At 61.9% G+C, this 26,911-nt stretch carries 31 protein-coding genes and 1 pseudogene; 18 read left to right on the forward strand and 14 right to left on the reverse strand.

Going from position 1 to position 26,911, the window contains the following annotated elements; genetic code table 11:
* The first annotated feature begins 2 nt into the window (after window positions 1–2).
* From ABMA59_RS23735 to ABMA59_RS23760, 6 genes are all read left to right on the forward strand, one after another.
* Complete coding sequence (locus ABMA59_RS23735) at window positions 3–512, forward strand: hypothetical protein (protein ID WP_349007867.1); 510 nt, start codon at window positions 3–5, stop codon at window positions 510–512.
* Complete coding sequence (locus ABMA59_RS23740) at window positions 503–745, forward strand: hypothetical protein (RefSeq protein ID WP_349007868.1); 243 nt, start codon at window positions 503–505, stop codon at window positions 743–745. Before ABMA59_RS23735 ends, ABMA59_RS23740 begins: the two co-directional genes overlap by 10 nt.
* 95 nt (window positions 746–840) lie before the next feature.
* Window positions 841–2,373 (forward strand): M15 family metallopeptidase, encoded by a 1,533-nt coding sequence (locus tag ABMA59_RS23745; protein WP_349007869.1) that lies wholly within the window; start codon window positions 841–843, stop codon window positions 2,371–2,373.
* Window positions 2,370–3,149, forward strand: coding sequence for a hypothetical protein (locus tag ABMA59_RS23750; protein WP_349007870.1), 780 nt, complete (start codon window positions 2,370–2,372; stop codon window positions 3,147–3,149). Before ABMA59_RS23745 ends, ABMA59_RS23750 begins: the two co-directional genes overlap by 4 nt.
* Window positions 3,146–3,898: a hypothetical protein gene (locus ABMA59_RS23755; protein ID WP_349007871.1), complete on the forward strand. Its 753-nt coding sequence runs from the start codon at window positions 3,146–3,148 to the stop codon at window positions 3,896–3,898. Before ABMA59_RS23750 ends, ABMA59_RS23755 begins: the two co-directional genes overlap by 4 nt.
* A 184-nt stretch (window positions 3,899–4,082) precedes the next feature.
* Window positions 4,083–4,274: a hypothetical protein gene (locus tag ABMA59_RS23760; RefSeq protein WP_349007872.1), complete on the forward strand. Its 192-nt coding sequence runs from the start codon at window positions 4,083–4,085 to the stop codon at window positions 4,272–4,274.
* 245 nt (window positions 4,275–4,519) lie between these two features.
* On the opposite strand, the gene ABMA59_RS23765 is transcribed toward ABMA59_RS23760, so the two are convergent.
* Both ABMA59_RS23765 and ABMA59_RS23770 read right to left on the reverse strand, forming a co-directional pair.
* On the reverse strand, window positions 4,520–4,762 hold the full coding sequence (locus ABMA59_RS23765) for a DUF6894 family protein (protein ID WP_349007873.1): 243 nt from the start codon (window positions 4,760–4,762) through the stop codon (window positions 4,520–4,522).
* A 59-nt stretch (window positions 4,763–4,821) separates the two neighbouring features.
* Window positions 4,822–5,112, reverse strand: coding sequence for a hypothetical protein (locus ABMA59_RS23770; RefSeq protein ID WP_349007874.1), 291 nt, complete (start codon window positions 5,110–5,112; stop codon window positions 4,822–4,824).
* Between the two features lie 171 nt (window positions 5,113–5,283).
* Here ABMA59_RS23770 and ABMA59_RS23775 point away from each other — a divergent pair, with 171 nt between their 5' ends.
* Window positions 5,284–6,006 (forward strand): Crp/Fnr family transcriptional regulator, encoded by a 723-nt coding sequence (locus ABMA59_RS23775; protein ID WP_349007875.1) that lies wholly within the window; start codon window positions 5,284–5,286, stop codon window positions 6,004–6,006.
* A gap of 121 nt (window positions 6,007–6,127) precedes the next feature.
* On the opposite strand, the gene ABMA59_RS23780 is transcribed toward ABMA59_RS23775, so the two are convergent.
* From ABMA59_RS23780 to ABMA59_RS23795, 4 genes are all read right to left on the reverse strand, one after another.
* Complete coding sequence (locus ABMA59_RS23780) at window positions 6,128–6,409, reverse strand: hypothetical protein (RefSeq protein WP_349007876.1); 282 nt, start codon at window positions 6,407–6,409, stop codon at window positions 6,128–6,130.
* 709 nt (window positions 6,410–7,118) lie between these two features.
* Window positions 7,119–7,478: a hypothetical protein gene (locus ABMA59_RS23785; protein ID WP_349007877.1), complete on the reverse strand. Its 360-nt coding sequence runs from the start codon at window positions 7,476–7,478 to the stop codon at window positions 7,119–7,121.
* A gap of 34 nt (window positions 7,479–7,512) precedes the next feature.
* Window positions 7,513–7,716 (reverse strand): hypothetical protein, encoded by a 204-nt coding sequence (locus ABMA59_RS23790; RefSeq protein WP_349007878.1) that lies wholly within the window; start codon window positions 7,714–7,716, stop codon window positions 7,513–7,515.
* 72 nt (window positions 7,717–7,788) lie between these two features.
* On the reverse strand, window positions 7,789–8,019 hold the full coding sequence (locus tag ABMA59_RS23795; protein ID WP_349007879.1) for a helix-turn-helix transcriptional regulator: 231 nt from the start codon (window positions 8,017–8,019) through the stop codon (window positions 7,789–7,791).
* A gap of 107 nt (window positions 8,020–8,126) precedes the next feature.
* On the opposite strand from ABMA59_RS23795, the gene ABMA59_RS23800 reads away from it, so the two are divergent.
* From ABMA59_RS23800 to ABMA59_RS23810, 3 genes are read left to right on the forward strand one after another with little or no spacing between them, the layout of a single operon-like run.
* Window positions 8,127–8,480 carry a hypothetical protein gene (locus tag ABMA59_RS23800; RefSeq protein WP_349007880.1) on the forward strand — a complete coding sequence of 118 codons (354 nt, stop codon included), beginning with the start codon at window positions 8,127–8,129 and terminating at the stop codon, window positions 8,478–8,480.
* The gene (locus ABMA59_RS23805; protein WP_349007881.1) at window positions 8,477–8,986 is read left to right on the forward strand and encodes a hypothetical protein; all 510 of its coding nucleotides are present in this window, start codon (window positions 8,477–8,479) and stop codon (window positions 8,984–8,986) included. Before ABMA59_RS23800 ends, ABMA59_RS23805 begins: the two co-directional genes overlap by 4 nt.
* On the forward strand, window positions 8,983–9,171 hold the full coding sequence (locus tag ABMA59_RS23810) for a hypothetical protein (RefSeq protein ID WP_349007882.1): 189 nt from the start codon (window positions 8,983–8,985) through the stop codon (window positions 9,169–9,171). The genes ABMA59_RS23805 and ABMA59_RS23810 overlap by 4 nt, the downstream gene beginning before the upstream one ends.
* 289 nt (window positions 9,172–9,460) lie before the next feature.
* Here ABMA59_RS23810 and ABMA59_RS23815 read toward each other — a convergent pair whose 3' ends face one another.
* Together ABMA59_RS23815 and ABMA59_RS23820 are read right to left on the reverse strand one after the other, a co-directional pair.
* Window positions 9,461–9,676 carry a hypothetical protein gene (locus tag ABMA59_RS23815; RefSeq protein ID WP_349007883.1) on the reverse strand — a complete coding sequence of 72 codons (216 nt, stop codon included), beginning with the start codon at window positions 9,674–9,676 and terminating at the stop codon, window positions 9,461–9,463.
* 398 nt (window positions 9,677–10,074) lie between these two features.
* On the reverse strand, window positions 10,075–10,248 hold the full coding sequence (locus tag ABMA59_RS23820; RefSeq protein ID WP_349007884.1) for a hypothetical protein: 174 nt from the start codon (window positions 10,246–10,248) through the stop codon (window positions 10,075–10,077).
* A 528-nt stretch (window positions 10,249–10,776) separates the two neighbouring features.
* Between ABMA59_RS23820 and ABMA59_RS23825 the strand changes: the two genes are divergently transcribed.
* Window positions 10,777–11,202, forward strand: coding sequence for a hypothetical protein (locus ABMA59_RS23825; protein WP_349007885.1), 426 nt, complete (start codon window positions 10,777–10,779; stop codon window positions 11,200–11,202).
* Here ABMA59_RS23825 and ABMA59_RS23830 read toward each other — a convergent pair.
* The 5 genes and pseudogenes from ABMA59_RS23830 to ABMA59_RS23850 form a co-directional block, all read right to left on the reverse strand.
* Complete coding sequence (locus ABMA59_RS23830) at window positions 11,129–11,488, reverse strand: tyrosine-type recombinase/integrase (RefSeq protein ID WP_349007929.1); 360 nt, start codon at window positions 11,486–11,488, stop codon at window positions 11,129–11,131. The genes ABMA59_RS23825 and ABMA59_RS23830 overlap by 74 nt on opposite strands.
* A 12-nt stretch (window positions 11,489–11,500) precedes the next feature.
* Window positions 11,501–12,670 carry a porin gene (locus ABMA59_RS23835; RefSeq protein ID WP_349007886.1) on the reverse strand — a complete coding sequence of 390 codons (1,170 nt, stop codon included), beginning with the start codon at window positions 12,668–12,670 and terminating at the stop codon, window positions 11,501–11,503.
* A gap of 428 nt (window positions 12,671–13,098) precedes the next feature.
* A pseudogene (locus ABMA59_RS23840) lies at window positions 13,099–14,119 on the reverse strand (LuxR family transcriptional regulator).
* Between the two features lie 9 nt (window positions 14,120–14,128).
* Window positions 14,129–14,320, reverse strand: a complete 192-nt coding sequence (locus ABMA59_RS23845) for a hypothetical protein (RefSeq protein WP_349007887.1) — start codon at window positions 14,318–14,320, stop codon at window positions 14,129–14,131.
* 1,046 nt (window positions 14,321–15,366) lie between these two features.
* Window positions 15,367–15,606 carry a hypothetical protein gene (locus ABMA59_RS23850; protein ID WP_349007888.1) on the reverse strand — a complete coding sequence of 80 codons (240 nt, stop codon included), beginning with the start codon at window positions 15,604–15,606 and terminating at the stop codon, window positions 15,367–15,369.
* A gap of 578 nt (window positions 15,607–16,184) precedes the next feature.
* Between ABMA59_RS23850 and ABMA59_RS23855 the strand changes: the two genes are divergently transcribed.
* Window positions 16,185–16,499, forward strand: coding sequence for a hypothetical protein (locus tag ABMA59_RS23855; protein WP_349007889.1), 315 nt, complete (start codon window positions 16,185–16,187; stop codon window positions 16,497–16,499).
* A 275-nt stretch (window positions 16,500–16,774) separates the two neighbouring features.
* On the opposite strand, the gene gcvA is transcribed toward ABMA59_RS23855, so the two are convergent.
* Complete coding sequence (gcvA, locus tag ABMA59_RS23860; RefSeq protein ID WP_349007890.1) at window positions 16,775–17,686, reverse strand: transcriptional regulator GcvA; 912 nt, start codon at window positions 17,684–17,686, stop codon at window positions 16,775–16,777.
* A gap of 368 nt (window positions 17,687–18,054) precedes the next feature.
* On the opposite strand from gcvA, the gene yidD reads away from it, so the two are divergent.
* From yidD to ABMA59_RS23890, 6 genes are all read left to right on the forward strand, one after another.
* Entirely contained in the window at window positions 18,055–18,438 is a 384-nt protein-coding gene (gene yidD, locus ABMA59_RS23865) for a membrane protein insertion efficiency factor YidD (RefSeq protein WP_349007891.1), read from the forward strand.
* Between the two features lie 261 nt (window positions 18,439–18,699).
* Window positions 18,700–21,192, forward strand: coding sequence for a calcium-binding protein (locus ABMA59_RS23870; protein ID WP_349007892.1), 2,493 nt, complete (start codon window positions 18,700–18,702; stop codon window positions 21,190–21,192).
* Between the two features lie 96 nt (window positions 21,193–21,288).
* Entirely contained in the window at window positions 21,289–22,056 is a 768-nt protein-coding gene (locus ABMA59_RS23875) for a response regulator (RefSeq protein WP_349007893.1), read from the forward strand.
* Window positions 22,053–23,663: a hybrid sensor histidine kinase/response regulator gene (locus ABMA59_RS23880; RefSeq protein WP_349007894.1), complete on the forward strand. Its 1,611-nt coding sequence runs from the start codon at window positions 22,053–22,055 to the stop codon at window positions 23,661–23,663. Before ABMA59_RS23875 ends, ABMA59_RS23880 begins: the two co-directional genes overlap by 4 nt.
* Window positions 23,664–23,816: 153 nt before the next feature.
* Window positions 23,817–25,814 (forward strand): threonine--tRNA ligase, encoded by a 1,998-nt coding sequence (gene thrS / locus ABMA59_RS23885; protein ID WP_349007895.1) that lies wholly within the window; start codon window positions 23,817–23,819, stop codon window positions 25,812–25,814.
* Window positions 25,815–25,900: 86 nt separating this feature from the next.
* Complete coding sequence (locus ABMA59_RS23890) at window positions 25,901–26,857, forward strand: lysophospholipid acyltransferase family protein (protein ID WP_349007896.1); 957 nt, start codon at window positions 25,901–25,903, stop codon at window positions 26,855–26,857.
* Window positions 26,858–26,911 lie beyond the last annotated feature (54 nt).

Genomic DNA, 26,911 nt, shown 5'->3' on the forward strand with positions numbered 1-26,911 from the left:
CTATGCCTGTGAAACGCAAGAAGGCAATACGCCGAGAGAGCGGGCTGCCCGAGGAAGTGGAGGGCCATTTCCTCGGCGACCCGGAACACCAGTTCGTTTTTTGGTGGAGCGACGCCGAGGTGCGCCAGATGTGGGAGCGCTGGCGCGATGAGTTGCTGGCGCAGTGGGTGCTGGACCACCCCGGCACGCGGCCGCGCGGCTGGTGGATGTTCGACGCGCCGGAGAACCGAATTCGCACCGGCGGCAAAGGAACCCCGAAGTTCGAGGTGCTCAACTACGTCCCTGACTTCGAGTACGGCATGCCGACGAGCTACGTCGATCAGTGGGAGTTCGAATATTACAACGGCATTCACCGGCACGTGGATGGCCACTTGATCGATGAGAAGCGCAAGCCAGGCGACTTCGTTGCAGATGTCTACGATCCCGATGACCCGCCGACCTTCGAGAGTGAGGCGGAATATCTCGCTCGGCTGGGGCTTCTCTTTGATGGGGAGGCCGCCCGATGCCAGTGAAACGGCGAACCTCGAAACTTCGGCAGCGGATCACACCGGAAGCCGTCGAGGCATTCCGCGCCGGCGAATTCGCCGCGCTACATCTCGCGCTTGGCCTCCGACCTTGGGAAGCCTCGCCGCTGCCCGCCAGCATTACGCCGCTCGGGGTCGACCCGGCTCACCGGCATTCGTGGGGCGAAGAGACCTGGCGGCAGGCCGTGGCACTGCAAGCCCGATTGCAGGAGGCAGCATGAACGCCGCAAGGAAACTCGCCGACGACTGCTGTGAGATGCCGCCCGAGTCTGAGGCCTACGGCGTCGCCGCCGAAGCCGCGGCGCGTATGAGGTTGATGGATGACTTCCAGTTCGAGCGCAGCCAGGTTTTCCGCAACTCTGAGGATCAGGCAATCGCCAGTCGGCTTCGTGGAACGGGCTACGGCCTCGATAGCTACGAGGCGACCTACATGCGCCGCACCAATCAGCTTCAGGGCTACAAAGACTTGGGCATCGATCTCTTGTCGGGCATTCGCGATGGCGCGCTGTCCGGCTCGGAAAATCTCGGCGAAGCGATCATGCAGGGTGTCGCTGACGCGGCCACCAGCTATGCGACGAAGCTGTCTGACAAACTGATCGAGGACATCGTCACCGGCGGCATGAAGATGTTTGGGCTGGAAGACTTGGCCATGCCCGAAATGCAGAACGTTGGCACCGTGAACATGACTGCGGCCACTGTCATCGTGGGCGGCGCCGGGGTGAACAACCTGCTCGGCGGCGCTGGCGTTCCCGCTCCGAACAATCCGGCTGCCGGCGGCGATCCCTGGGCGAATATGCGACTGGGTGCTGCTCCTGTTGAACCTGTGGCGCGGGCGGCCCTTCCGGCCATAGGAACGACACAGGGCGGTATCCCTCTCGCCAATGTCACGGCCGGCACTCTGGTGGCGCAAGTCAATGCCGCCTATGCCGACCGCTTCCAGGGTTTCATCAACGAGCTTCAGGCATCCGGTTATCAGATCAATTCGCTCGGCGGATATAATCACCGCAACATCGCTGGGACAAACCGTCTTTCAAACCACGCCTACGGGAACGCCATCGACATCAACCCGCTGACAAATCCAGATACCGGGAGAGGTGGCCGTCTGATCACAGACATGCCTCCCGGCGTGAGTGAGATGGCAGCCCGCTACGGCATCGGCTGGGGCGGTGACTGGAATTCCAAAAAGGATGCCATGCACTTCGAGGTGCTTGGCAAAAAGATGGATGCGGCCGGCGTATCCGTCGACCACATGACCACGAATGCGATCGGCGCGGGCAACAGCCTGGGCACGCTCGGCAAGGGCTTTGATCAGGTCGGAAGCGCCCTCTCGCGGGCTGCTTCAGGCGGTGGAGGTGGCGGCGGTGGAGGTGGCCTGTTCGGTGGCATTTCCAACTGGATAGCCAACTTGTTCGGCGGGCCGAACACTTACGGCGATCCTGTCGGAGCCGGTGGCGATCCTTGGGGCGGGCTACGCTTTGCAGCTTCGCCGATGATGTCAACGCACAATCCTGGATATGCCAACGGCACCGAAAACGCCCCTCCCGGCTGGGCATGGATCGGCGAGCGCGGCCCGGAACTCATGCGTATGCGTGGCGGCGAGACCATCCGCAACAACGCAACGTCAAAGGCGATGGCGGCTGGAGGCGGCGTCACACTCAACCACCAGACCGTCATTGAAAACAGGGCTGGCGTCGAGGTCAGCGAGGAAACGACGCAGGACGAAAGCGGCGGCTATCGCACCCACGTTATCATCGAGAAGCGCGTCGCAGCAGCAATTAATCGCCCCGGCTCTGACGCCCGTAAGGCAGTGATGGGCATGGGCGGCAGACCGTCAAGGATCAAAAGATGACTGCTTTCCTTTCAGTCCAATTTCCCAAATCCGTCGAGCTCCTCGCCGACAGCGCTGCCTACGATGAAGACGGCAACGTCGTCGGCTTCGAACGGACCATCAGGACGGCGAAGCAGGTGCCTCTGGCAATCGCCGTTCGAGGCGCATCCCGCTTCGCCCTGCTATTCGCAGATGGGTTATGCAGGCAGGCCGACCAGCATGGAATTGACGTATTCCTGCAAGCGGCAGCGGTTGTGGCCGAACGCATCGAGGACGAAGTCCGCCACGAAGATCAGAACTTCGATCTGGCCATTGGTGCGTTCTCCCCGACGCGAGGGCCGTGTCATTTCCGGGTGCATACCTACCCGACACTTCCGGGCTTCCCCGCCTTCAGACTGAACGAGATGGATACCTTCGTTGCCGCCGGAACGATGTTCGATCCCCAGGAGCTTGTCCGGCTGGGCATCTGGCCTGTTCGGGGCAATCCTTCAGTTTGGGCAAAAACGCGGGCCGGAGAGATATTCGACATCATGCGCGTCCGAAAAGGCGAGCCACTGCCCGACACGATCGGCGCACCCAGATATTGCATCGGCGGGACTGTCGAACTCGCCTCGATCACTGCCGAGGGCGTCACAGTCACCCGCGTTCGGGACTATGGCGATAAGGTCGGCTCGGCGATTGATCCGTTCGCGGGCGCCGCTGCTGCCCTGTTGCAGCCGCCAACCCGGCAACAGCGTCGCGCGGCCGAACGCGAGGCGCGCAAGCCTCACAACCAGAATAATCGGAGCTTTGCATGAGCGCGGTGCTATCAGCCGAGACTGACTACGCCGTCGTCGTTCTTAGCGATTGCGCCGCCTATAATCGGGACGGCGTGATCATGGGCATCCAAAGCAAAATCCGGGTGTCGGAGAAGGTTCCGCTTGCGGTCGTTTCACGCGGACAGATCGGCTTCGGAGACACCGTCAGCAAGGCGATTTTGGACCTGATCGAAGCCTACGGTTTTGACCAGGGGATAAAGCACCTGGCGGGCATGATGGAAGAGTTCGCTCTTTGGCCCGACCGAGGCAACAAGGGCGACTGGCTCATTGCCGGCATGTCCGAAACCCACGGCGCCCGCCATATGACGTTTCAGAACTTCGAGAATTCTGGCTGGCCAGCACTGGAACTCCGTCATCCTGGACAGATGCACGCCGGCATCGCCACCGGCGCCGAAGGTGAACAGACCGGCCTCGCCGCGACCGGGTGCCGGAAGCCGTACCGTGGCGAGAGCCCAGAGGAATATTTCTCGGAAACCGGCGTGCAGATGTTCGAGCACTATCGCCGCATTCCATGGGAGCCCGCGAAGTGGGGCGAGCCGGACAGGGCACCTCAATACCTGATTGGCGGCCGGCTGGAGATGGCCGTTGTCGACGCTGAAGGCGTTCGTGTCCGCACCCTCCATACCTGGCCCGACCGAATTGGCGAGCGGATCAATCCGCCCGGCGGCAACGTGACGCCGCTGAACCGCCAGCAGCGCCGCTCGGCTGAGTGGGGGCTAAGGGCTTAGACCTTCATCGCTGTGAGAGTGGCGGGCTTGTGACAACTACCCCATCCTCGTCAGTTGCTTGATCTCCAATTCCGCGGCGCTGATGCCGGCCGCATGGATTATTCGTTGCCGACAATAACCTATGTGATGGTTGCCCTGTTTTCTCAGTCGTAGGCTGCCATGATTGGACACCGGGGCGGGAACCATGACTCCTGTATTACTGAACGATTTGCTTTTCGAGCAGGCTAAGTGTCTCGCGGAGGAGACCGCGATCTCTGAACACGAAGCGCTTCAAATTGTGAAGAGAGCAGGTTTCGATATTCGAGCGCTGCGCTGGGAAGCGCGGATATTCAAACAGTCGAAACGCCTTAGGGCGGCTCGCGAAGCATTTGATTGAGTCCTAGCCAGATGGGTTACATGTAGAGCCCTAGATCGGTCACGGACACAGCCGATGTGTTCTATTAAAAAGTCCAACTCTGAATCTGGCAGTGTTGAATTGGTCGAAGGCTGCGGCCATTGGCTGGTTCGGGTTGTCGAGACGGGGCGTAAGACCCGTATTGCCGATTTCGAAATCGAAGACTATGCGATCTCTTTTGCCGAGGGACAGCGAATGCGCCTGGGTTTGGCCCAGTTCCGGCGCATTTAACGCCGCCGAAGCCAGCTTGACCTAAACTTTAAATCCGCCACGAAAATGTAGGTGCCTGTCTCGTCGCGGACCTTTACCCAAAAATCCCGTTGCGGGCCGTTCGGTAATTCATCATGGGCCATTTCCGGCAGTGCTCTTATCGCATGGCCCGCCACCAAGTCGTCACGATCAAGTTCGATGCCAACCTGGTCATACATGACGTCCGCTCCGTCACACACATCGAAATAATAGCGAGGCATTCTCAGTATCTCCACCCCTACATGACAGACCGAGGCTCACACGGGTCCAAACAGGGCCTTCATTTGTCGGCGATGTCGCGTTGCAAGCTGGTTTGAATAGCGCCGAGAATGTCGAGTGATCTGAGCATCGTCGCGGGAGAGTCTCCCCATTCGGCCGCGACTTCGACCTTAATCTCGGCGGCGGTTGCCACGATCTCGACCGCCTCCGCCACGCTCAAGACCTTACGCGCAATCAGACCGTGAAGAAGGCTTTCAACCAGCAGCATCGCAGCCTGTCCGTGTGCATCGGGCCCACGAAGTTCCATGTCCGACTTAGTCGGGTTGTTATCGTTGAAGATTTCGGTGGTCATGCCCGTTCTCCGGTTGGGCGAGAGTGATTTGCCTCTCAGCCGCCGGAGCCGGGATGGGGCCGACGATCCCTCATCCTACAGGCATTTTGCATCCGAACCACCACCTATATCAACATTCGACATTAACTTTGGACAATATTAAAATATGCGGCGACGTGGGACTATGGCCCCATGAGCAACCGGTTTGTCGGAAAATTGTCGAACTTTGGGCCTTTGAGCGCCAATGAGCAATCGACGCTTATCTCAGCCACTTCAAATGCGCGAAAGGTAGCGCCACGGAAGGACTTGATTCGTGAAGGTGATCGCCCCGGTCCGGTTTTTGTCATCCTAGAAGGGTGGGCCTGCCGTTACAAAATCTTGCCAAACGGCAGTCGCCAGATACTTGCATATCTGATGCCGGGTGACTGCTGCGACCTCCATGTCGGTTTGTTGGCAGAGATGGACCACAGCATACAAACGATCACTGCGGCCGTTGTCGCGACTATTGATCGTCTCGAAATGGATGCGATCATGGATCGCCACAAGGGCGTTGCCAAGGCAATGTACATAGCCCAGTTGGTCGACGAAGGCACCATGCGAGCGTGGATCACAAGCATGGGACGCCGCAGCAGTATCGAGCGGGTGGCGCATCTGATGTGTGAACTTTATCTGCGAGCCCGAAACATCGGCCTCGATTTTGAACCTTACCTCGCATTGCCCTTGTCTCAACTAATGTTAGCCGACTCCCTTGGCATGACACCCGTACATCTCAATCGGGTGCTGAAAGAGTTGAGACACGAAGGGGCTATGGACCTCCAAAGAGGACATCTGCTCATTACGGACCCAGGAAAGCTGGTCCAGATTGCAGGGTTCGATGCGAATTATCTACACCGGCGACTGCGTAGCGCCGCATAGATTTCGCTGGCTGCCATGGGCGCTGACGGGCAGCGGGCACACCAGCCAGCTATTTTAAACATCCCGGCTAGCCGTGCGCGCGCGCAAGCCGTCTCCCCCGCAAGGGAAGGTGCTTGACCATTCAGGCGAACCAACGTGACAGATAGCGCCGCGCTCGCTCGGTCGCCCGTATCATTTGAGCCCAAAGCAGATCACCGACCGCCCGGGCGATATCGTCCAGTGTCCAGCCGGCGGCCTGGGCTCGCGCAATAGGGGCCTTGATTTCGTCTTCCAACGCCTCTTGGCAATCGATGTGCCGATCGGGATAGGCGTGGTAGCTCTTGGGCGGGACAACGCTCATGGCGGCAGGATGGCAGGGGATCACAGCAAGCGCAATTGCCTCATCGGCGCTTGCTTTCTCCATCCTCGCGGTGCTCGCCGCAATACCAGAGCGTGCCTTTCTCTGGTGCTGCCGAACGTCCTACGTCACCTTTCTTCCTGAGGAACTTTCAGTCCACGATTATGTTTAGACAATTACAGCCATGATTAGATCATAGGCTGCAATCCTTGTCTTCGCTAGAGCAAGGAGGCGCGCGCCGAGGTCCAAGAATCTATGTCCTACTACGCAATGATTGTATCCAGTATCGAAAATGATGCGGCCCTATCTCGTGGCGACAAGCTGCGAAGGTTGCAAGAGATTGCCTCTCAAGCGAAAGACCTCCGCCGGGCCTCGCAATCTCCAGAAAACACTGATGATACCAGAGACGATCTGAGTGCTGTGCTGCAAGCAATTTCAAGGCTAGGCGAAGATCATTAACTATAAGCGCGCCATTCTAACGTCAGCCAATTCACTGCTCAAGGCCGGTTTTTATTATGCCACTTATATGCTATATTGTGTCGACGTTTCCTCAGCTGTCGAAGCATAACACCCCCGACGAAGGAACAAGCCGCCAGGATGCCAATAAAAATTGGGTGGAGAAACAAGTTGTAGTTGTAGAATAACCCAGCAGTCCAAATCGCAATGCCGGCCACTGTCACTGCTATTACGCCGTAAAGAAGCGAGGAACCCTTCGGCATTGGTGCGTATCGTTCTGCCGCATCGCGTGATTGTGCTAGCCTGTCCTTCGTTGGATTCACGGCTGTTGATCGATCTTGTCGCCTGCAGATAGCGTGGGTTGTGCGTGCTGATTTTCCGAGTATCTTCGCCTACCTTGACGCTGCCGGGGGTTCACCTCTGAACTGTCAACCTCCACAGTAGAGGCTGCACGATTTGCGGTCGACATCATCAAACTTAGCTTCACATCCGCAGTCACGGCTTCGCCGACAAAAGCGCCAACCAGATCGTTGTCGGACACCGCCAAGTCTGGGAATTGTTGCCTGAGCTGATCAACCGCGTCTGACACACCAAAGGGTCTATCGCGCTGTCGGGCACTTTCGAGAATAACTCCCATAGCTTCTCTAACATCCATGGGTATTGCGGAAATCTGAGCCATTAAGACAGGCACCTTCGGCCGGGGTATAAGAGGATCAATCGCTTTTGGTATTTGTCTGTGGCGCGGAAGTGGTCACGCCACCCGGGTTATCAGCCGCGGAACCGTCGATCATTTCACCCCAAATACCCAGTGCCGCCCAGACGACGAATGTGAAGATCAGGCTCACGACCAAGACACTGAGCACCTCAAGGCCTTTACGACCTTGTCGTGCCTTTGTGGCTGGAATGGTCTTTTCCATGATGCTGATCCAGTACGGACGGAGGAAGCGTACTTGCTCAATGTCCCACTGGTCACATTGTTCCGGTCAGTCTCACCCCTTCCGCAGCCTCACGCCAGCGCCGCCACCGTTCTCGGGGATGAACTCGACGCCGGCCGCTTCAAGGGCGGCGCGGATGGCGCGTAAGGTCGACGTCTTCGGGTCACTGCTTCCGCTCTCGATGTTGTTGAGGCCTGTTGTCGAGATGCCAGCCTCCCTTGCAAGATCGGCCTGTGTGAGACCGAGCATTGCACGCGCGCCACGGATTTGCTGAGCCGTTATCATGGCCGCGATATACTCTCGAATAGAGAATTTATCAACTCTGCTTGACACGTTATCAATGCGAGTTTAAACCCACTCCGCTTGATATTTTCTCAACTGGAGGTATTTCAATGCCGAACACTGCTGTTCGGGCAGCCGCCGAAGGCTTGCCCAGTGATATCTTGCCAATGAGACCACGCCGCCGGACCTCGCTCTCATTGCTGCGCGACGCCCGCGCCGCATACGAGGCTCTAGATAAGCTGCAAGGCTGCGTGGAAGGCACGCCGGAGGCCAATGCTGCCGATCGCGTCTATGATGCGGCTATGGCGATGCAGCCGACGACTGCCGAAGACGTGTTGGCGAAGTTGCTCATCGCCAGCAAGTGGTCGGAATACGAGTGCGCCGGCCGTGAACTGGCTGCCATTTGTGCCGACGCGGCGCGGATTGTCGGAGTGCCGGCGCCGGGCAAGGCGGTGTTGTCGTGAACCGGCGCAAGCTGTTGGCCGGCGGTGCGGCGGCGTTGCCACTCGCCGTGGCCGGGGTATCGACCGTCGAGGCTGCACCCGTCGCGGAATATCCCATCGAGACGATGACGAGGCTCGCCAAGCCGTTTGTGAAGGCGTTGCAAGACTGGCATGCCGACCTCGGAACAAGCGACACGTGGCTTGCGGAAATCCATCCGAGGGGAAGCTTCGGTCTCGTCAGCATCGAAGCTTTGAGCCGGTATCGCAGGCCCAGTCCGATCGCCGAACTGTTCCAGCAATGGCAGGAGGCGCGCGACACTGATGTGTCGGGCATGACCGAAGCTGAGGCGGAAGTTATCCTGGCCACGTACCAGCGATTGCAGCAAGCCATCATCGACGCCGAACCATCCACGCCGAGCGATGTCGCGATGCAGTTCGTTGCCGATAGCGACTGCTGCGACTCGGCGAACTCGCAGCAGTTCGTCGGCAGGCTGTGCCGCCTTGCCGGAGTGTCGGAGCCGCAATGACCTACGTCCTATTCGCCGCCGGCATCGTCCTGGCGTTCGCGTTCGGTTTCCTGCTCGGCGACAGGCGCGGCGTGAAGCAGGCCAACGTCATCCTCGACGAGAACAATCGCCTGTTGCTGAAGGCGATGAGCGACAGCGTGCGGGCGCCGGTGGAGGGCGAGGACGAAAGGCCAGTGCTGCATTAGGGTTGGACAAGTTGTCCAAGGCTCAGCCCGGCTGCTTCGGTGGCCGGGCTTTTGTTTTACAAGCGGCGGAACCTGAACCGCATCGCCCCGTTGCGGCGTCGAGGGAACAAGGAATTTTCCCCATGTCATCCGATACCGAAGACCGAAGGCTCGCCGAAGCGCGAACGGCGGCAACGCGTCTTGCAAAGGAGACTGGGATCACCAGAGCCCAAGCCAGCGAACTTGTGGAAGCGCTCGGGCAAAACTGGACCTCGCTAGTGCGCGAGGCCCGAATGCTTCGAAAGCAGCGCTAGGCGGCCAGCCGCAGTCGGTTCAACGACGATGCTTCCATGGCGGCCATGAGGCCGTCGAAGGTGTCGATACCACGGGCAAAGACCGACATCACAGTTTCGGCGGCATCGTTACGATCATCGTCGTTCGTAATTTCATGCAGTTCGCAAAACGTCCCAAGCGCCGCGCAAAGAGTGTCGATCTGTTCGGGGTTCGCGGTTCCGTAGAGGGTCATGACTTTCCATCCTTCATGAGAGGGCGAAAGCATGATGTTCACTTCCAAGCGCCTTGTGCCGGGAGGACAGGCGACGAAAGCACCCTACGCCTTATCCGTGCTAGCCGCGATAACATTTGACGTAGCCGACCACATTAATGCGTGCTGCCGCTGTGAGCGCCACCTGCGGCCAATGAACGGATGTAGGCGGACGCATCTTTCTCCGTGTCGAACGGACGCGCGGTAGCGGAGCCGCTCGGCATCAAAACAACTGCCAGATATGGCAATCCTTCATGAGGCGGTAGATAGACGGTATACACGGTGCTTTCCATCGCAGTACCCTATCGCCGGGCACCTGCTGCGGATAGGGTCATTCGCACAGGCCCGAAGTTTGGTTCGCCCCGAGCCGCTTACCGCTTCTACAGTCTTAGTCGCTTCGATTGTTTGAACATCCGCGCCTCCCGCCGCAGGGAGATGGGATCAAAGCCAGCCCTCTCGACTATCTGGAGGGCTTCATGTTCGGAGATGGCGGCTTCCTTCGCCAGCCATTGGGCTTGCTGAACCTTCATTTCGTGAAACCGGTCGGAACTCACGAGTCATCTCCCGGGTTCGCAGGCCGCAGCCCGCCAGCGTTCCAGTGCGTTTTCCAGGCTGCGCCCTATGACAGCGATGTCCCTACCAGAGAACTCTCCATACGCGCGCCATCGATCACCACCTAGTCGTGATACGGTCACTTGCGCGGGTGTTCCCGCGATTGTCACATCAACAGTCTGCGTCGGCATTCAGCGCCACAGAAATTTTCAGGGGATCAAAGTCCCGACCGGCTTGATTGGGGTTAGTCAGCCGATCGGGGTGGCTTAAGTGCCGAACCACATAGCAGCCTAGCACGACCGAGCAGCCGAGGTTGCAACAAAAGACGTAGCGTGAGGAAATTCCTGCGGCCGAGCCGTCAAAGCGATGAGCCGCTGGCCTTGGGGTGGGTGGGCAAGGCCAGCGGCCGGATCGGTTGTCAAAGTCCGTTGGACTAAGTTCCTCCCAGCCGTCCGGCGCCCAACATAGCGGCGTCGCCGTCAGGCAGAAGTTGGACATTCGGCCTAGCTCGAAAGAGGCGGAAATCCTGATTGAGTGAATCGGCACCGATTGGCACCGGGATTGGCACCGGACGGCAAGGGATAGAGCAAAACAGGGCGGTACACTATCCCGGCAAATCCCGGCAAATCCCGCAGAAATCCGGGCTATTCGGGACTTCAAGTCACGGGGAGGGATGGGTTGCGCCACGTTTCAAGACCGGTGCCTTAAACCGCTCGGCCATCCCTCCAAGGCTTGATTTCGTTAGCTTTTTTAGCTTTCGCGCCGCGCTGTCCCGGGCCGCTGCTGCCATTTTGCTACCGAACGCCTTTCAGCTACGGGGCTTTACCGCCTTCTTGATCGGCGCGTCAACTTGCTCCGCCGCATTCGCCTGCATTCCTGGCATTACGTGCGAATACAAATCGAGCGTGATGGCGATCGTCGAAACTCCAAGCCGTTCCGCGCGATCTTCGGGTTGACGCCGGCGGCCAGCATCTGGCTGGCGCGGGTGTGTCGCAGGTCGTGGAACCGGATTGTCGGCAGACTGGTCTTGCCGATGATCCTCGCCCATGCTTGCGTCAGTGAGCGAGGCTGGAGCGGCTGTCCGTCGACCTGGGCGACGACAAGCTGCCGGCATCGGCACGGACCCCGAGCCGAAACTGTTCCTCGGCCCGCCGTGCCGGTGGCTGCGAAGCTCCGCCGGCACGGTCGAAGACAAGTCGACGACGCGGCCCTTGGCCGACCGCCGGGTCTGTGTGCACCAATCGGTGAAGCCGATCAGAAGTTACGCTGGAAGCGCAGGTTGAAGCCCCAGGCGTTGTCGTAGGCGTTCTCGGTCTCGTCGCCGAAATTGTCCGCATAGACGACTTCCGGCGTGATGGCGAAGCCCGGAACCAATTCGTATTCAATGTTGGCGGCAACCGAGAAATCCTCGAAATCGTCATAACCGATTTCGGCGTTGAACGTCGCCTTCTCGTTGAACTTGATCGCGGTACCGCCCCAGACGGCCCAGTCGCCACCCCAAGGAGCGTAGTAATTGCTGCCGTTGCTGGTGATTACACCGTCGTCGTTGACTTCGATTCTATCGCCGCCGGAGTCCCAGGCGGCCATCACGAACACCGAAGCGGTGTCGGTGATGTTGACGTCCAGACGTCCCTTGATTGCGACTTCCTGCTGCCAGCTGTCATAGCCGGCGACGACGCCGATCTTGCCCCAATCCTGCGTCCACGACAGACCGCCGACCACATACGGAGCATAGTCCCCGGTGATACCGGAGTTTACGTCAGATTCCTGAGGAAGAGGATCGCCGTCAGCATCGAAGAGCGTGTAGTTGACAGCATCGTCATTGTCGCCCTGTTCCAACGCGATGCCGGCCGAGAAGCCGTTCGCGCCGGTGTAGGTGTAGGCGATCTGCAGCGTGCCGAACGGACCGTAGGGGACGATACCGTCGTTCATGACGCCCGACGAATAGTCGGTGAAGGTCGAGAAGTAGGAGTCCGTCTTACCGATGCGGAAGCCGCCGAGCTCAATATAGGCATGCTCGATCTCGACACCGTCACCCATGTCATAGTCGGAAGTGCCGCTGGTGTCGGAAGCCACCTGATAGTTGAAGTTGATGGCGGCATACGCACGCAGCGTGCCGTATTCGGTCTCGCTGCGGGCGTCGGTGCGCAACTGGAAGCGGACGCGGTTGTCGTAGGTTTCGTCGCCCGCGGCGCTCTCGACGCCATAGAAGTCACCGCCGCGGATGTCGACGCGGACATAACCGCTGATCTTCAGGCAGGTCTCGGTGCCGGGCAGGTAGAAGAAACCCGAACCATAGACGTCGCAGACCCGAACGTATTCAACGGGTTCCGGCTCGGCAACCACGACCGCATCGGCCGCGCGCGCGCCGCTAACTGCGACCAGAGCCGCGGCGGAGCCAAGAAGAAGGCTCTTGATGTTCATTTTCTGACCTCCAGAAACCAATTAAAGAACGGGCATGCAACAATAACCACGCGAGACGGCGCCCCTCTCGATCACGCGACGGAAAGGGTTTAAGAGTTTCTGGCTCCCCTTCTCCATTGAATGCGGATAATGCATCTGTGGTAACGTTTCCATGTTGGACTGGCGGCCCGGACTGTCGCAGCCGAGAAAATGCCTGGCTGTGGCGTCAAAGATACACATCGCGCGCCAACAGGCGCGGCTCGGGGCAATTGCTGAAACTGCCCCTGGCACCGGACTGATACGGGAGGTGTTTGCGGCGGTTCGCGCTTCATTCCTGTAATGCGGCAATCGGGGTAGCGCCAACCGCCGCGCTTCCACCTTCCTGCTGTCCCGGCAGTAAGTGCGCATCACGGATCGCGGTCACGCACGGGTGGGGGAACCGGCGGCCGTCATTTGGTCGGCGCCTCGGCGCTCAAAAGCGAGCGGACCAAGGCGGCCTGGCTGCGCACGCCGGTCTTGTCGAAAATGCGCTGCAACTGGGTGCGCGCCGTGTTGACGCTGATCCCGAGCTGAACGGAGGCGGCCGCGAGTTCCTGGCCATCGACGATCAGGCGGGCGAGCCGGGTCTGTGCCGGCGAGAGTCCGAAAACCTCCCGCGCACTCGCGATCCGGCGTTCGAGCGTGTCGCCATCATAGAAGGACACCATCGCCTTGCCGTCTTCGAGCAGGACCCAACAATGAAGCGGCATCCCGGCCGCGTCGTCGCCGAGCTGCACCGCCCAGGCCTGCTTCGGCACCACGTTCAGCGGGCGTTGGCTCTGCAATTCGCTGCATGCCAGGCGCACCGCCTCGCGCAGCCCGGGATCGTGTTCGCGCCGCCGGGCGCGCAGGCGGCCGGCGGCGACGACGAGCCCTGGATGGCTGCGCATCCGCTCCCGCGCCAGCCGGTTCGTCCAGAGGACCCGCGCATCGGCGTCCACTTCTATCAATGGGCAGTTCGCCTCTTCGGCGCTGCCCTCCATCATCACCATGCAGCCGATCTTCCAGGCTCCGCCGACCCGATGAAGAATGCGGAGCTGGCGCTTGCGATCCTCGCCGGTGTCGCTGCCGATCTGGTCGAAGGTCGCCCAGGCCACGTTCCCGTCGACGACGACGTTGACCTTTTCCCAGCGGACGCGCCCCGCGAAGGAATGCTTCTCCGGAAATCGCTCCACGATCTTCCTGATCCGCGCCGCGATCGCGTCCCATCCCTCGTCGACGCGCACGCCGAGCGCGGCCCAGGCTTCCATTCGCCGCGTTTGCGGCGACTGCACCCAATGGCTCGCCCATGCCTCGAAGTCCCGCTGCAGCCAGGCCTCCGTCTCGGCCCGGATCACAGCCAGAACAGCCTGCCGATCCGCCTCGCTGTCGTCCATCAGGGAGTCCCGATCCAACGGATCGGACCATAGCATGGTCGGCCGGGCGCAGCATGATGCCTTCTCATGCCAGGACACTGCCGACGAGTGGCAGGATAATGCCCGCAACCGCGGTGATCGGCAGCAGCAACCGGAGAAACCGAGGGTGCGACAGCATGGCCTGATCCCGGAAGTACCGGTCTTCGGCCGCGGCGTCCATCTTCACGGGACGGAAGCGGTTGGAGAGGTGCGCGGCGACGAGATTCTGAAGGTCCATTGGTGCCTCCTGGTTTCAGGCTTCATCGGACGCATCCTCTCATGCCTTAGGGCCGAACTCTGTGATGCGGGCGGATGACATCCGGCGCGTGGATTGTCGGCGGGAACGACGCGGTGCGCGTTCCGACGGATCGTCCACAACCGCCGGATGATCCGGCCGGACGAGCGGATTTGGCCCGTCGGCGGGGTAACAAAGGAGCACGCCTCCCTCAAAAGGCGTAGCCCTCGAACGGATAGCTAAACTTGGCCGGCCCGAATGCTTTAAGCTTGTCGGTCTCACCGGTTGAGGAGGTTAACGTGCCAGTTATTCGAGCGGTCTTTGCTGTTGTCCTCATCTGCTTCGCGGCCGCCCCGGCCCTTGCGGGCCAACCGGAAGATCGGGGCCCGACGCCGGGTCTCGGCTGGGGTCCAGGCGGCTCGAAGGGGTTGGCGGTTCCACTCCCGGTCGCTGCGACCGGCCTCCCGGCGCTTGTTGCCGTAGGCGGTTATGTCTGGCTGACGACGCGCAGGCGTCGTGCCCAGCGCCGCAATTAGGCGTCCGCGACAGCCACGGTTTCGTCGAGGGGCCCGAGCCCCTTCCGCAAAAGACCAGCGGCTTCGTTGTTCATTGCCGCAGCCATGTGGTGGGGGATCTCCGTCAGTTCGTCTGCACGTCGGAATGCCTCGCCATGTTTGATGTCTCTCCGGGTCTGACGAACGCGCGACTTCTTCGGCCAGGCGGCACTGTCTCTTGCCATTGGCCGACCCCGACGAGCAATTTGGCCCGCCTTTGCCGCATTGCCGTTTGAAGACTGGCCGGCTGGATCATCGGCCATCGGGAAGGACCTGACCTTCCGCAGGCCTCAATGGCGGAAAAGCCGCTGGCTCCGGGTGTGGGTACAGGGCAGAGCCAGCGGCCTGGGCCGCTGATGTTCCTCCCAGTCGTCCCGGCAAGACTCTACGCCGTCCCAGGCTGTGGAACATCGCCTATAAAGGGATAGGAGGCCATAGCCTTTAGATGGCTAACGTTGCGGCATCCCGGTCGAGGCCGCCGCGTTCGAGAGGCCGCTAGGCGGCGGACCTGTCCGTTCCGGGCTGGGCGTTGCCCGTGGGCAGGCCGAGAAACCACTTCATCGCCTTTTCGAAGCTGGCAAACTCGCGGGATGAGGCCCCACCGCCTTCGACCATCTCGGTTCCACGAAAGAACGTAATATAGCCTCCGTGGGCGAACTCCATCTGGACACGATACAATGACTTTGCATCGCTCTCACGGATCAGGTTCGACAGCTCGCCCTTTTTCCTGCCCATGCGTGCCCCGACACACCTTTCAAGCATGAAAGAACATCTTCCGCGCAAATTATTACGACATTGTGGAGATTTTGGATTTACTTGGATGCTTCGCGCCAGTGTCGTCGCGGCATACCCTCTCGTATGCCGGTATCTCGAAACCGGGATTCGGCGCCAAAGATCCGTTTGCGATGCCATTGCGTCGTGCCAAAAGCGCGTGCGCTTGCTGGTTGCCGCCGCTAATGACATGATTTTCCTGCATGTCTTCGGGTTGACGGCGATGATAGGCAGGCAGACCCGTGCTGGTCGTGGGACCGCTGGCGCGGCCATGTCATTCCATGCGGTTCCATTCTGGAGATATTCTGGGAAACCGGCTCCGGTCTTTACAGAAGCCCTCCGATCACAGGCTCTTACGGCATGGCTTATTCTTTGTTCGCCATAAGGGCGGCAAAAAAGGATCGGCGGTTTCCCTCGGACTTTGAATGCTTTAGGTTGCAAGTCCTACCGGCTTCGACACAACAGGGACAGATTTGGACTACGGGGTTTCGCAGGATATTCTAAGGGCCACGCCTCGCGTCGCCTTGTCGCTGGCTGCTTGCATGGCGGCCTCCGGCTGCGCGCGGAATTATGACGGGTCGATCGTCCCTTCCTATACGGCCGAAATGGTTTCGGACGGCGGCTTGTCACGCATGGAATACCGCAAGACGGACCTGCTGCCGCCGAGCCGGCTTTACGAGTTTCCGCCTGCTCCGCCGCCGCCGGTGACCGAGGAGCCGGAGCCAAAATTCGTGCGCGCCGCACCACCCCGCAAGCCGGCCCGCCTGCTTCCAAAGCTTCCGGACGAGCTGCCGCGCAGGATCAGTTGCAGCGACGCGACCGCGGAAGGCGGCCGCGTGCGTGTCGTCTGCCTGTAGAGCCACGACGCCAGCCGTTGAATTCCCACGCTTTTAGCCGGCGGCGTTCATGCCGCCGTCATGTGCCGATCCTATAAGAAACCCGTTCGCGGCCTGACCATGGATGTACCGGCAGGCAGGCGAATGTCCAGGAAAGGTCGGTTTTGCCGGCCTTTTTTGTTGCCTGCGGGTCCGGGGCGGACCGCTGCCGCCTCGGGCGCGCGCCTTCATCCAGCACATGATCGAGACTTTGAGCGGTAATCCGCTCCTCAAGGCAACGTCTTAGCCGCTGCCCGTCAGGTCGCCTCGGCGACGGCACGTTCCTCCGCGACCTCGGCAAGCAGCCAGCCGGCGAACGCTGCGGCCGGAGCGCCGAGTTTCGCGAAGTCGGGCGCGACAATCCAGTAAGCGCCATAGGGAAATTCGCGCGGGAAGGGCGCGACCAGCCGCCCTGCTTCGAGATCCGGTCCGCACAGCAGCCAGCAGCCGAGCGCGACGCCGTGCCCAAGCGCGGCGCTCTGGGCGGCAAGTGCCGCGTCGGGATAAATCGGACCGCGCTGTGGTTCGATATCTTTGACGCCAGCCTCCTTGAACCAGTCCGACCAGCCGTCGCGGTTGTCCTCATGGATCAGCGTGTGGCGGCAAAGGTCCGACGGCGACAAGACGGGCGGACCGGAGGCCAGAAGACCCGGCGCCATGACCGGCATCTTGCCGCAGTTGGTCAGGTGTCGCGATTGCGTGCGCGGCCAGGACCTCACGGTGAGACTGTGGCGTATCGCCAGGTCGACGGCATGTCCGCGGAAATCGGCAAGCCGTGCACTGGCATCGATCGATACATCGACGTCCGGCCGCAAGCTGTTGAAAAGATGCAACCTCGGCACCAGCCAGGCGGCCGCGAAAGAGGGCTCGACACTCACGGTCACCACATGCTGGGCCGGTCGCCGGATGATCTCGTCAAGCCGATTGTCGATGGCGTCGAAACTGGCGGTGAGTTGGGCCAGCAGGTGTGTTCCGGTCTCGGTCAGCGCCACCTTGCGGTGCAGGCGCTCGAACAGCGGCTTTTCGAGCAGGCTTTCCAACTCCCGGATCTGCCGGCTGATCGCCGCCTGTGAGACGAAAAGCTCCTCGGCGGCACGGCTGAAGCTCAGGTGCCGGCCGGCGGCCTCGAAGCTGCGCAAGGCGGTCAGCGGCAGGCGCCCGCGTTTCATTTCGCATAACCTCAAGTCATTCGAACGCGAAATTATACTCGTTTGAGAGGAAAGGCCAGCGGGGGTCTAATCGCAGCCGGAAGGAGATCCGGCCATGAACAGCTATCTGGAAATATTCGGCGATGTTCTTCGCCTCGTGACGTTTCAGCAGCGGCCGATCCCGTCAAGGCAGGTCTTCCCGGGACCGGCAAGCTCCGGGCCGCAAAAGAGGCGGGCAACGCTTCCGAGCGATCGGGCAGCCACAGGCTCAAACCCGAGAGCCTCTTAGGCTCGACGGATATTCATCCGGTCCTTCGCTCCGCACTTGCGACGGGCGGTGCGGATCGACATCTTCAGGGACATGTCGATCGCCTCGCGCCATAATCCCGATGCCGCACACCCCGCCTAGCCATGGCCACAGCCGTCCGGACAAGGGCCGCAACTGGCCGGGTCCGTGGCGCAAGACGCCGGGGCGTTTGCTTGGCACCGGTTTGGTGCGGCTCTACCAATTGACGCTGTCGGGTTTCGTCGGCAATTCCTGCCGGCATCTGCCGACCTGTTCGGAATATACCTATGAGGCGATTGCCCGCCACGGTTTTTGGGCGGGTGGCTTGATGGGACTGTTCCGGGTGATGCGCTGCGGCCCGGGCGGCACCAGCGGCATCGACAATGTGCCGGAGCAATTGGCCCCGCGCTATCGATGGTTCACGCCGTGGCGCTACTGGACAATCGGGAAGAAGCGGGAAAATGAGAGCGACGTCGGTCGGCGATGATCCAGGCGGGCCCGGCGTTTCTCCAGGCATTGTGGCCGGCCGTTGAAACAATCGAGGGCCAACCGTCCCCTTTGTAACACGTCCGCCTTCCCAATCTGAAACATTCGCCTCTCCAGGTTGAAACATCGGCAACCCGGCAACGCAGCCGGCGCAGAAACGCCGATACGCTTGGTGCCTAAAAGTCTCCATCGAACGCGGGCCATTCCTGGCTCGACGAAACACGAGGGGGGCGGCCGTTGTCGCCTCGAGATGGAGACCAAAATGGCAATCGACAAAATCATCATCGGCAACGACAGCGACCAGGGCGGCGAGTGGGTGAGCTATGGCCCCTTCCATGTCTACGAAGGCGATCTCGTCGGCAGCGACTCGCTGAACGAGATGATCCTGGGCAAGGGCGGCAACGACTCGGTCTGGGGCTGGGCCGGGGACGATGAACTTTATGGCGACGATGGCAACGATCAGGTCGTCGGCAACGACGGCAACGACAAGCTGTGGGGTGGCGCCGGCCACGACTACATGAGCGGCGACGACGATCTGGGCGATGGAGCGATCGGCAACGACCAGATGTGGGGCGGCAGCGGCAACGACCAGATGTTCGGCGACAAAGGCGACGACGTTCTCTACGGCGAGGCGGACCACGACCAGCTCTTCGGCGAAGAGGGTAACGACAAGCTCGACGGCGGCGCCGGCGACGACATTCTGGACGGCTGGGACGGAAACGACGAACTCTACGGCCGTGAGGGCAACGATAAACTCATCGGCGGCGCCGGCAACGACAAGATGTGGGGCGGCTCGGGTGCAAACAAGTTCGACGGCGGCGCCGGCGACGATATCTACTACCTGCAGAGCGCGACCGACACCATCACCGGCGACGCCAGCGGCTACGACATTGTCTATGCGAATTACAGCGTCGACCTGTCCACCGGCGGGGCCGGAATCGAGAAGGTCGTGGTGCAGTCGGCCGTCGGTGCTACCATCACCGGCAATTCCCTCGACAACGTGCTCACCGGCGGATCGGGCAAAGACACGCTGATCGGCGGCGCCGGCAAGGACAATCTCGACGGCGGCGCAGGTGCCGACGTGATGAAGGGCGGCATCGGCTCCGACACCTATACGGTCGACAATGCCGGCGACGTGGTGGACGAAACCGGCGGCGATGGCATGCCCGACCTGATCATGCTTGCCGGCAACACGGCGCTCAATCTCGCCAACGCCGCCCAGGTCAAGGGCAATGTCGAGAACGTCTTCTATTCGGGTTCCGGCGGCTACGGCGTGACCATCACCGGCAACGGCCTCGACAACATCATCGTCGCCACCAGTTCGTGGTCCTCGACGCTCAGCGGCGGCGACGGCAACGATACGCTGAACGGCGGCATCGGCGAGGATCTGCTCATCGGCGGCAATGGCGACGACAAGATGGTCGGCGGCACGGGCAACGACATCTACGAAGTGAACTCGCCCAATGACATCGTCACGGAACTTGCGGGCGGCGGCGTTGACACGATCCGCACCTGGACCAACTGGACGCTCGGCGACAACATCGAAAACGGTGAAATCATCAACAATACCGGCAAGATGCTGAGCGGCAATGCCGTCGCCAACATACTTACCGGCGGCAACGGAAACGACGGTCTCTACGGCAAGGACGGCAACGACACGCTGCATGGCGGCGCCGGCAACGACGTGCTCAACGGCGGCAAGGGCGACGACGCGATGGACGGCTATGCCGGCGACGACGTCTACTATGTCGACTCGCTCTCCGATCAGGTGATCGAACACTTCGATGCGGGCATCGACGAAGTCCGCACCGGCCTTTCCTCCTATACGCTGGGCGCCAATGTCGAGAACCTGGAATACATCTATGCCAGCGACTTCATCGGCGTCGGCAACGCGCTCGACAATGTGATGCAGGGCGACGACGGGGCCGACCGCCTGTTCGGAATGGACGGCAAGGACACGCTGTACGGGTCCTACGGCAACGATAAGCTGTATGGCGCCAACGGCAACGACATACTGAACGGCGGCGCCGGCGGCGACCTGATGAATGGCGGCGAAGGCATCGACAAGGTCTCCTATGAGTGGGCCACCGGCAGCGTATCGGTGAACCTCGCGAACCAGTCGGTCGGTGGGTCGGGTGCGCTCAACGACACGATCGTTTCCATCGAAGGCGTCATTGGCTCGGATTTTGACGATGTGGTCTATGGGGCCGATTGGTCGGAAAGCTTTGCCGGCGGCAAGGGCAACGACCTGCTTTTCGGCAGCCTGGGCTCGGACACATTCGGCGGCGGCGAAGGGCGGGACGCCGTGTCCTACGCAAACTCGACTGCCGCGGTGCAGATCGATCTCTTCGCCGGCACCGCCGCCGGTGGCTTTGCCCAGGGAGACAAGCTCTCCTCGGTCGAGACCGTTGCCGGCTCGGCCTTCGGCGACAAGCTCTATGGCAACGGCGCCGACAATGCGCTCTCGGGTGGCATGGGGATCGACCGGCTGTTCGGCCGCGGCGGCAACGACACGCTGACCGGCGGCGCGGACCAGGACTTCTTCGTGTTCAAGGGCGAGACCGGTCAGGACAAGATCCAGGACTTCGCCGACGGCGTGGACATCCTGCAGTTCTACGATCTGACCTATGACGACCTGAGCTTCACGGAAACCCAGCTTGGCACGACCATCAGCATTGCCGGTACGGACGACAGCGTCTTCCTGCTGAACGTGCATGCGTCGCAGCTCACCCAGGCGGATTTCAGCTTCATCTGACGGAGCAAAACTTCGACATGACGACGGGCCGGCCCCAACAGGGCCGGCCCTGTGCTTTGTATGAGGCCCGAGTTGCCGGGCCAGCCGGGACCGGATATGCAGGAATCAAGGCAGACGGTGAGGGGCATGGACGGCAGGGGGCGCATTATCGCGGTGGACGACGAGCCTGAAATCGGTGCCATGGTCGCCGAGTTCCTCGGCCGTTCGGGATACGCGATCCGCACCGTTCTCAATGGCGCCGAACTGGACCGCGAACTGGAGCGGGAAGCGGCCGACCTTATCCTCCTCGACGTCAACATGCCCGGCGAAGACGGGTTCTCGGTGGCACGGCGGCTGCGTGGGGGTGCCCCTGTGCGCATCATCATGCTGACCGCTGCCAACGAGGTTGTCGATCGTATCGTCGGGCTTGAAATCGGCGCGGACGACTATGTCGCGAAACCCTTCAATCTGAGGGAATTGTTGGCGCGTGTCCGCGCGGTTCTGCGGCGCCCCTTGCCCGTATCGACGCAGAGCGCGCCGCCTGATGCCGACATGCGGAGCGCGTCGGTCGAAGGTCCGCGGTTCGGCGCGATGGTACTCGACGATGCGGGCCGCGCCCTGGTTGGCCCCGATGGCAGCCGCGACAAGCTCAGCCAAGCCGATTTCGCGCTGCTCTCGATTTTCGCTCGCCACCCGAACCGGGTGCTGACGCGCGAGAAACTCGGCGCGGCGATGGGCGCGGAGGCGGCCGGCGACAGCCGCGCGGTCGACATACGCATCACTAGGCTGCGCCGGCGCGTCGAACGCAATCCCGCCCAGCCGCAGGTGATCAAGACGGTTCGAGGCGCAGGTTACATCTTTACCGGCATTGGCGAGGACGGATGAGCAGTTCAGCCCCCTGGGAGCTGCCGGAACTTGCGAGCCTCACCAAGCGCCTTCGCGATCTCCAGGAAACGGAGGCCGTCAGCGCCGCGGTGATCGCCTCCTCGCTCGACTGCATCGTCGTCTCCGACGAGGACGGACGGGTGGTGGAGTTCAACCCGGCGGCCCAGAGCACGTTCGGCTATTCGCGGGACGAGGCGGTCGGCCGGCCATTGGCCGAACTCATCATCCCTCCCGCCATGCGGCAACTCCATACCGACGGCATGGAGCGCTACATGCGCACCGGCATTCCGCGCGTGCTGGGGCGCAGGCTTGAGCTGGAGGCCATGCGGCGCGACGGCAGCACCGTTCCGGTCGAACTCACCATCACCGAGGTACGGCTGCCCGAGCGGCGGCTGTTTACAGCGCATCTGCGCGACCTGTCCGCCCGCAAGGCCGCCGAGGCCGAGATCGAGCGTCAGCGTGAGAGCCTGTTCCAGTCCGAAAAAATGGCGGCCCTGGGCTCGCTGCTCGCGGGCGTGGCGCATGAGTTGAACAACCCGCTGGCCGTGGTGCTCGGCCAGGCCACGATGCTGTGCGACGGGTTCGCGGGGCCCAATCCCGAAAGTCCCCGCGAGATCGAACGCCGCGCCAAGACCATTGAGCAGGCCGCCGAACGTTGCGCGCGTGTCGTGCGAAGCTTTCTCGCCATCGCCCGGCAGCGCAGGGCGGAACGGCGGGAAATCCATCTCAACGAAGTCGTCGCGCAGGTGCTCGACCTGCTTGCCTACGGCTTGCGCACGGCCGGGATAGGGGTCGAGACCAGCATACCCGCCGAATTGCCGGCAATCGGAGCCGACCCGGACCAGTTGCACCAGGTGCTGCTCAACCTGGTGGTGAATGCGCAGCAAGCGCTTGAGGCGAGGGATGGCGAACGCATGATCCGTATATCGGCGGGGCAGGATGGCCGCGCCGATCAGCTTTGGATCACAGTCGCGGACAATGGCCCGGGCGTTCCCGAAGCCATACGCAGCCGGGTGTTCGACCCGTTCTTCACCACCAAGACGGTGGGCGAGGGGACCGGCATCGGTCTCGCCGTCTCGCGAGGGCTGGCCGAAGCCCATGGGGGCACCTTGCGGCTCCTGGACAGCAGCCCGCTCGGTGGTGCCCACTTCGAATTGCGGCTTCCGCGCGGCGCCGCCGCCTCGCAGGCGGCAACGGATGAGGTTCAAGCGCCGGCGCCTCCGCCGGTCAAGAAGCGGCACGCGCTGGTGGTGGATGACGAGCCCGAGATAGCCCGGACGCTGGCCGAAATCCTTGAACGGCGCGGCTACCAGTGCGTCTTGGCCGCGAATGGCCGCGAAGCGCGCTCCAGGCTGGGCGACGGACCTTGCGACCTGATCCTCTGCGATATCCGCATGCCCGACACGGACGGCCCGGCCTTCTATCGCTGGCTCGGGGAAAACAGGCCGGAACTGACCGAGCGCATCGTCTTCGTGACGGGCGACACGCTCGGGCCGGCCGCTGGCCGCTTCCTGGCGCAGAGCGGAGCGCCGGTCGTGGAGAAGCCGTTTACCCCGTCCGACATCTGGCGCGTGGTCGCGTCGCTGGAGCCATCGGCGAACCGCTGATCGCGCTGCGGGGAGGCTCGCCAGCCGGCAGGGTCCGGCCCGGTTTGAAATCCCTTTACGCCGGATGTCCGCACCACTAAAAGACCGCTCCGCCGGCCTTCCGGCATTTTACCACCCGCGCTCGTTTGCGGGACTGGATAGCAGGAGCAAGTCATGTCCAACGTTTCCCTTGCATTTCCCGATGGTTCCGTCCGCGATTATGACGCGGCGACGACCGGCCTCGCATTGGCCGAGTCGATCTCGAAGTCGCTCGCCAAGAAGGCGGTGGCCTATGCGCTCGACGGCACGGTGCGCGATCTCGGCGATCCGCTGCAAAAGTCCGGCAAGGTCGAGATCCTTACCCGCGACGATCCGCGCGCGCTGGAACTGATCCGTCATGATGCCGCCCATGTGCTGGCCGAGGCTGTTCAGGAACTGTGGCCGGGCACGCAGGTGACCATCGGGCCGGTGATCGACAACGGATTCTATTACGATTTCGCCCGCAACGCGCCGTTCACGCCGGAGGATTTTCCGGTCATCGAGAAGAAGATGCGCGAGATCATCGCGCGCAACAGGCCCTTCACCAAGCAGGTGTGGGACCGCGACCATGCGCGAAAAGTGTTCCGCGACAAGGGCGAGGCCTACAAGGTCGAGCTGATCGACGCCATTCCCGACGACCAGGACCTGAAAATCTACTATCAGGGCGACTGGTTCGACCTCTGCCGCGGGCCGCATATGGCTTCCACGGGCCAGATCGGCAATGCCTTCAAGCTGATGAAGGTGGCGGGCGCCTACTGGCGCGGCGACTCGAACAATCCCATGCTGACCCGCATCTACGGCACGGCCTGGGCCGACCAGGCGCAGCTCGACCATTACCTCCACATGCTGGAGGAGGCGGAAAAGCGCGACCACCGCCGGCTGGGCCGCGAGATGGACCTTTTCCATTTCCAGGAGGAGGGGCCCGGCGTCGTCTTCTGGCACGCAAAAGGCTGGAAGATGTTCCAGAACCTGATCGCCTACATGCGCCGGCGCCTCGGCGACGACTATCAGGAGGTCAACGCTCCTCAAGTGCTCGACAAGAGCCTGTGGGAGACGTCCGGCCACTGGGGCTGGTATCAGGAGAACATGTTCGCGGTGAAGTCGGCGCATGCCTTCACCCATCCCGACGACGAGGAGGCCGACCAGCGCGTCTTCGCGCTGAAGCCGATGAACTGTCCGGGCCATGTGCAGATCTTCAAGCACGGCTTGAAGTCCTACCGCGACCTGCCCATCCGGCTTGCCGAATTCGGCAATGTGCACCGCTACGAGGCGTCCGGCGCGCTGCACGGGCTGATGCGGGTCCGCGCCTTCACGCAGGACGACGCGCATATCTTCTGCACCGAGGAGCAGCTCGAGGCGGAAATCCTCAAGATCAACGACCTGATGATGTCGGTCTACAAGGACTTTGGCTTCGAGGAAGTCGTGGTCAAGCTTGCGACGCGGCCGGAAAAGCGCGTCGGCACCGACGCCATGTGGGACCACGCCGAGGAAATCCTGAAACGTGCGCTCGCCCGCATGGCGCGCGAGGACAACCGCATCAAGACCGGCATCAACGAAGGCGAGGGCACGTTTTACGGGCCGAAGTTCGAGTATACGTTGAAGGACGCCATCGGCCGCGAATGGCAGTGTGGCACGACGCAGGTCGACTTCAACCTGCCGGAGCGTTTCGGCGCCTTCTACATCGGCTCCGATTCGGAGAAGAAGCAGCCGGTCATGGTGCATCGCGCCATCTGCGGTTCGCTGGAACGTTTCCTCGGCATCCTGATCGAAAGCCACGCCGGCCAGATGCCGCTGTGGTTCGCGCCGCAGCAGGTGGTGGTGGCGACGATCACCTCGGACGCCGACGACTACGCAGAGAAAGTCGTGGCGCGGCTGAAGCGGGCGGGGCTTTCGGCCGTCGCCGATCTGCGCAACGAGAAGATCAACTATAAGGTCCGCGAGCACAGCCTGGCCAAGGTCCCGGTCATCCTCGTCTGCGGCCGGCGCGAGGCGGAGGAGGACACGGTCAACATGCGTCGCCTCGGCTCGCGCGACCAGCAGTCGATGACGCTGGAAGAGGCTGTCTCCTCGCTGGTCGAAGAGGCGACCCCGCCGGACCTGGGCCGCGCCCGCACGCTGGCCGAAGCGGCTTGACAAGGCTCTGAAAACCGCTCTGAAGACGCGCCCTGCGCGGGTGCGTCTTCATACAGGTGTCATCGCACTGCATTAGCCCGGTCACAATGATGACCGCGCGCGCAAAGAGTCGGGACGACTTTCCCGAACTGTCCTACTCCAACGACGGCCAGCCGCGGCTGAAGCGCTGGGTCATCCGCACCGTCGAAGGGCTTTCCGGCCGCAAGCGTTACGCCGCGCTCTATGGCATCTGGCGGGCCGAGGTGCAGCGGGGCAGCCGCCGCTGCTTCTCGCGGCTGCTGGAACTGATCGACGTGGAAGTGCGCCACAAGGAGGCGTGGCCGCCGGAAAAACTGCCGGACACGCCGCTGGTGATGATCGCCAACCATCCGTTCGGCATCGGCGACGGCATCGCCATCCTGTCGCTCGCCGAAAAGCTCGACCGGCCGTTCCGCGTGATGATCGCCGCCGACCTGCTGAAAATCCCGGAGATGGAGCCGTATTCGCTGCCGGTCGATTTTTCCGAGACCAAGGAAGCGCTGAAGAACAATCTCGCCGTGCGCCACGAGGCGGTGCGGCTGCTGAAAGAGGGCGTGACGGTCGTGATCTTCCCCGCCGGCGGCGTGGCGACGGCGCCAAAAGTGCTCGGACGCGCCGAAGACCTGCCCTGGAAGATTTTCGTTGCCCGTCTCGTGCAGGATGCCAAGGCTTCGGTCGTCCCGATCCATTTCGAGGGGCAGAACGGGCGGCTGTTCCACCTCGTCAGCAAATACATGAACCTGGCCGAAAGCGACCGGAAGTTCGCGCGCTTCGTCGGCAATCTTTCGGTGACGCTCCGGCTTTCGCTGCTGGTGCGCGAGTTCGCGCGGCTGTGCGGAAAGTCGGTCGAGGCGCGCATCGGCGAGGTCATGCCCTGGCAAACGCTTGAGCCGCTGCGCGACCGCAAGCTTTTGCTCGGCAGGCTGCAGGACGCGGTACGCGACCTCAAGCCCTCGGCACCGTCGCGAAGGCTGCGCCTTGTTCGCGGCGGGCGCGGCCGCGAGCAGACGCGGACGGCGGCTTAGAGTTCCTTCCAGGGGCGCTTATCGACATCTACGCCAGCCCACCGCCGCGAAGGG

The organism is Mesorhizobium yinganensis (assembly GCF_040081985.1).
Lineage (GTDB): Bacteria > Pseudomonadota > Alphaproteobacteria > Rhizobiales > Rhizobiaceae > Kumtagia > Kumtagia yinganensis.

Bases quoted from the DNA above. Each gene is read 5' to 3' on its own strand.
- ABMA59_RS23735 (WP_349007867.1), top strand. From the start codon at position 3: ATGCCTGTGAAACGCAAGAAGGCAATACGCCGAGAGAGCGGGCTGCCC.
- ABMA59_RS23740 (WP_349007868.1), top strand. From the start codon at position 503: ATGCCAGTGAAACGGCGAACCTCGAAACTTCGGCAGCGGATCACACCG.
- ABMA59_RS23745 (WP_349007869.1), top strand. From the start codon at position 841: ATGGATGACTTCCAGTTCGAGCGCAGCCAGGTTTTCCGCAACTCTGAG.
- ABMA59_RS23750 (WP_349007870.1), top strand. From the start codon at position 2,370: ATGACTGCTTTCCTTTCAGTCCAATTTCCCAAATCCGTCGAGCTCCTC.
- ABMA59_RS23755 (WP_349007871.1), top strand. From the start codon at position 3,146: ATGAGCGCGGTGCTATCAGCCGAGACTGACTACGCCGTCGTCGTTCTT.
- ABMA59_RS23760 (WP_349007872.1), top strand. From the start codon at position 4,083: ATGACTCCTGTATTACTGAACGATTTGCTTTTCGAGCAGGCTAAGTGT.
- ABMA59_RS23765 (WP_349007873.1), bottom strand. From the start codon at position 4,762: ATGCCTCGCTATTATTTCGATGTGTGTGACGGAGCGGACGTCATGTAT.
- ABMA59_RS23770 (WP_349007874.1), bottom strand. From the start codon at position 5,112: ATGACCACCGAAATCTTCAACGATAACAACCCGACTAAGTCGGACATG.
- ABMA59_RS23775 (WP_349007875.1), top strand. From the start codon at position 5,284: ATGAGCAACCGGTTTGTCGGAAAATTGTCGAACTTTGGGCCTTTGAGC.
- ABMA59_RS23780 (WP_349007876.1), bottom strand. From the start codon at position 6,409: ATGGAGAAAGCAAGCGCCGATGAGGCAATTGCGCTTGCTGTGATCCCC.
- ABMA59_RS23785 (WP_349007877.1), bottom strand. From the start codon at position 7,478: ATGGCTCAGATTTCCGCAATACCCATGGATGTTAGAGAAGCTATGGGA.
- ABMA59_RS23790 (WP_349007878.1), bottom strand. From the start codon at position 7,716: ATGGAAAAGACCATTCCAGCCACAAAGGCACGACAAGGTCGTAAAGGC.
- ABMA59_RS23795 (WP_349007879.1), bottom strand. From the start codon at position 8,019: ATGATAACGGCTCAGCAAATCCGTGGCGCGCGTGCAATGCTCGGTCTC.
- ABMA59_RS23800 (WP_349007880.1), top strand. From the start codon at position 8,127: ATGCCGAACACTGCTGTTCGGGCAGCCGCCGAAGGCTTGCCCAGTGAT.
- ABMA59_RS23810 (WP_349007882.1), top strand. From the start codon at position 8,983: ATGACCTACGTCCTATTCGCCGCCGGCATCGTCCTGGCGTTCGCGTTC.
- ABMA59_RS23815 (WP_349007883.1), bottom strand. From the start codon at position 9,676: ATGACCCTCTACGGAACCGCGAACCCCGAACAGATCGACACTCTTTGC.
- ABMA59_RS23835 (WP_349007886.1), bottom strand. From the start codon at position 12,670: ATGAACATCAAGAGCCTTCTTCTTGGCTCCGCCGCGGCTCTGGTCGCA.
- ABMA59_RS23845 (WP_349007887.1), bottom strand. From the start codon at position 14,320: ATGGACCTTCAGAATCTCGTCGCCGCGCACCTCTCCAACCGCTTCCGT.
- ABMA59_RS23850 (WP_349007888.1), bottom strand. From the start codon at position 15,606: ATGGGCAGGAAAAAGGGCGAGCTGTCGAACCTGATCCGTGAGAGCGAT.
- ABMA59_RS23855 (WP_349007889.1), top strand. From the start codon at position 16,185: ATGGCGGCCTCCGGCTGCGCGCGGAATTATGACGGGTCGATCGTCCCT.
- gcvA (WP_349007890.1), bottom strand. From the start codon at position 17,686: ATGAAACGCGGGCGCCTGCCGCTGACCGCCTTGCGCAGCTTCGAGGCC.
- yidD (WP_349007891.1), top strand. From the start codon at position 18,055: ATGCCGCACACCCCGCCTAGCCATGGCCACAGCCGTCCGGACAAGGGC.
- ABMA59_RS23870 (WP_349007892.1), top strand. From the start codon at position 18,700: ATGGCAATCGACAAAATCATCATCGGCAACGACAGCGACCAGGGCGGC.
- ABMA59_RS23875 (WP_349007893.1), top strand. From the start codon at position 21,289: ATGCAGGAATCAAGGCAGACGGTGAGGGGCATGGACGGCAGGGGGCGC.
- ABMA59_RS23880 (WP_349007894.1), top strand. From the start codon at position 22,053: ATGAGCAGTTCAGCCCCCTGGGAGCTGCCGGAACTTGCGAGCCTCACC.
- thrS (WP_349007895.1), top strand. From the start codon at position 23,817: ATGTCCAACGTTTCCCTTGCATTTCCCGATGGTTCCGTCCGCGATTAT.
- ABMA59_RS23890 (WP_349007896.1), top strand. From the start codon at position 25,901: ATGATGACCGCGCGCGCAAAGAGTCGGGACGACTTTCCCGAACTGTCC.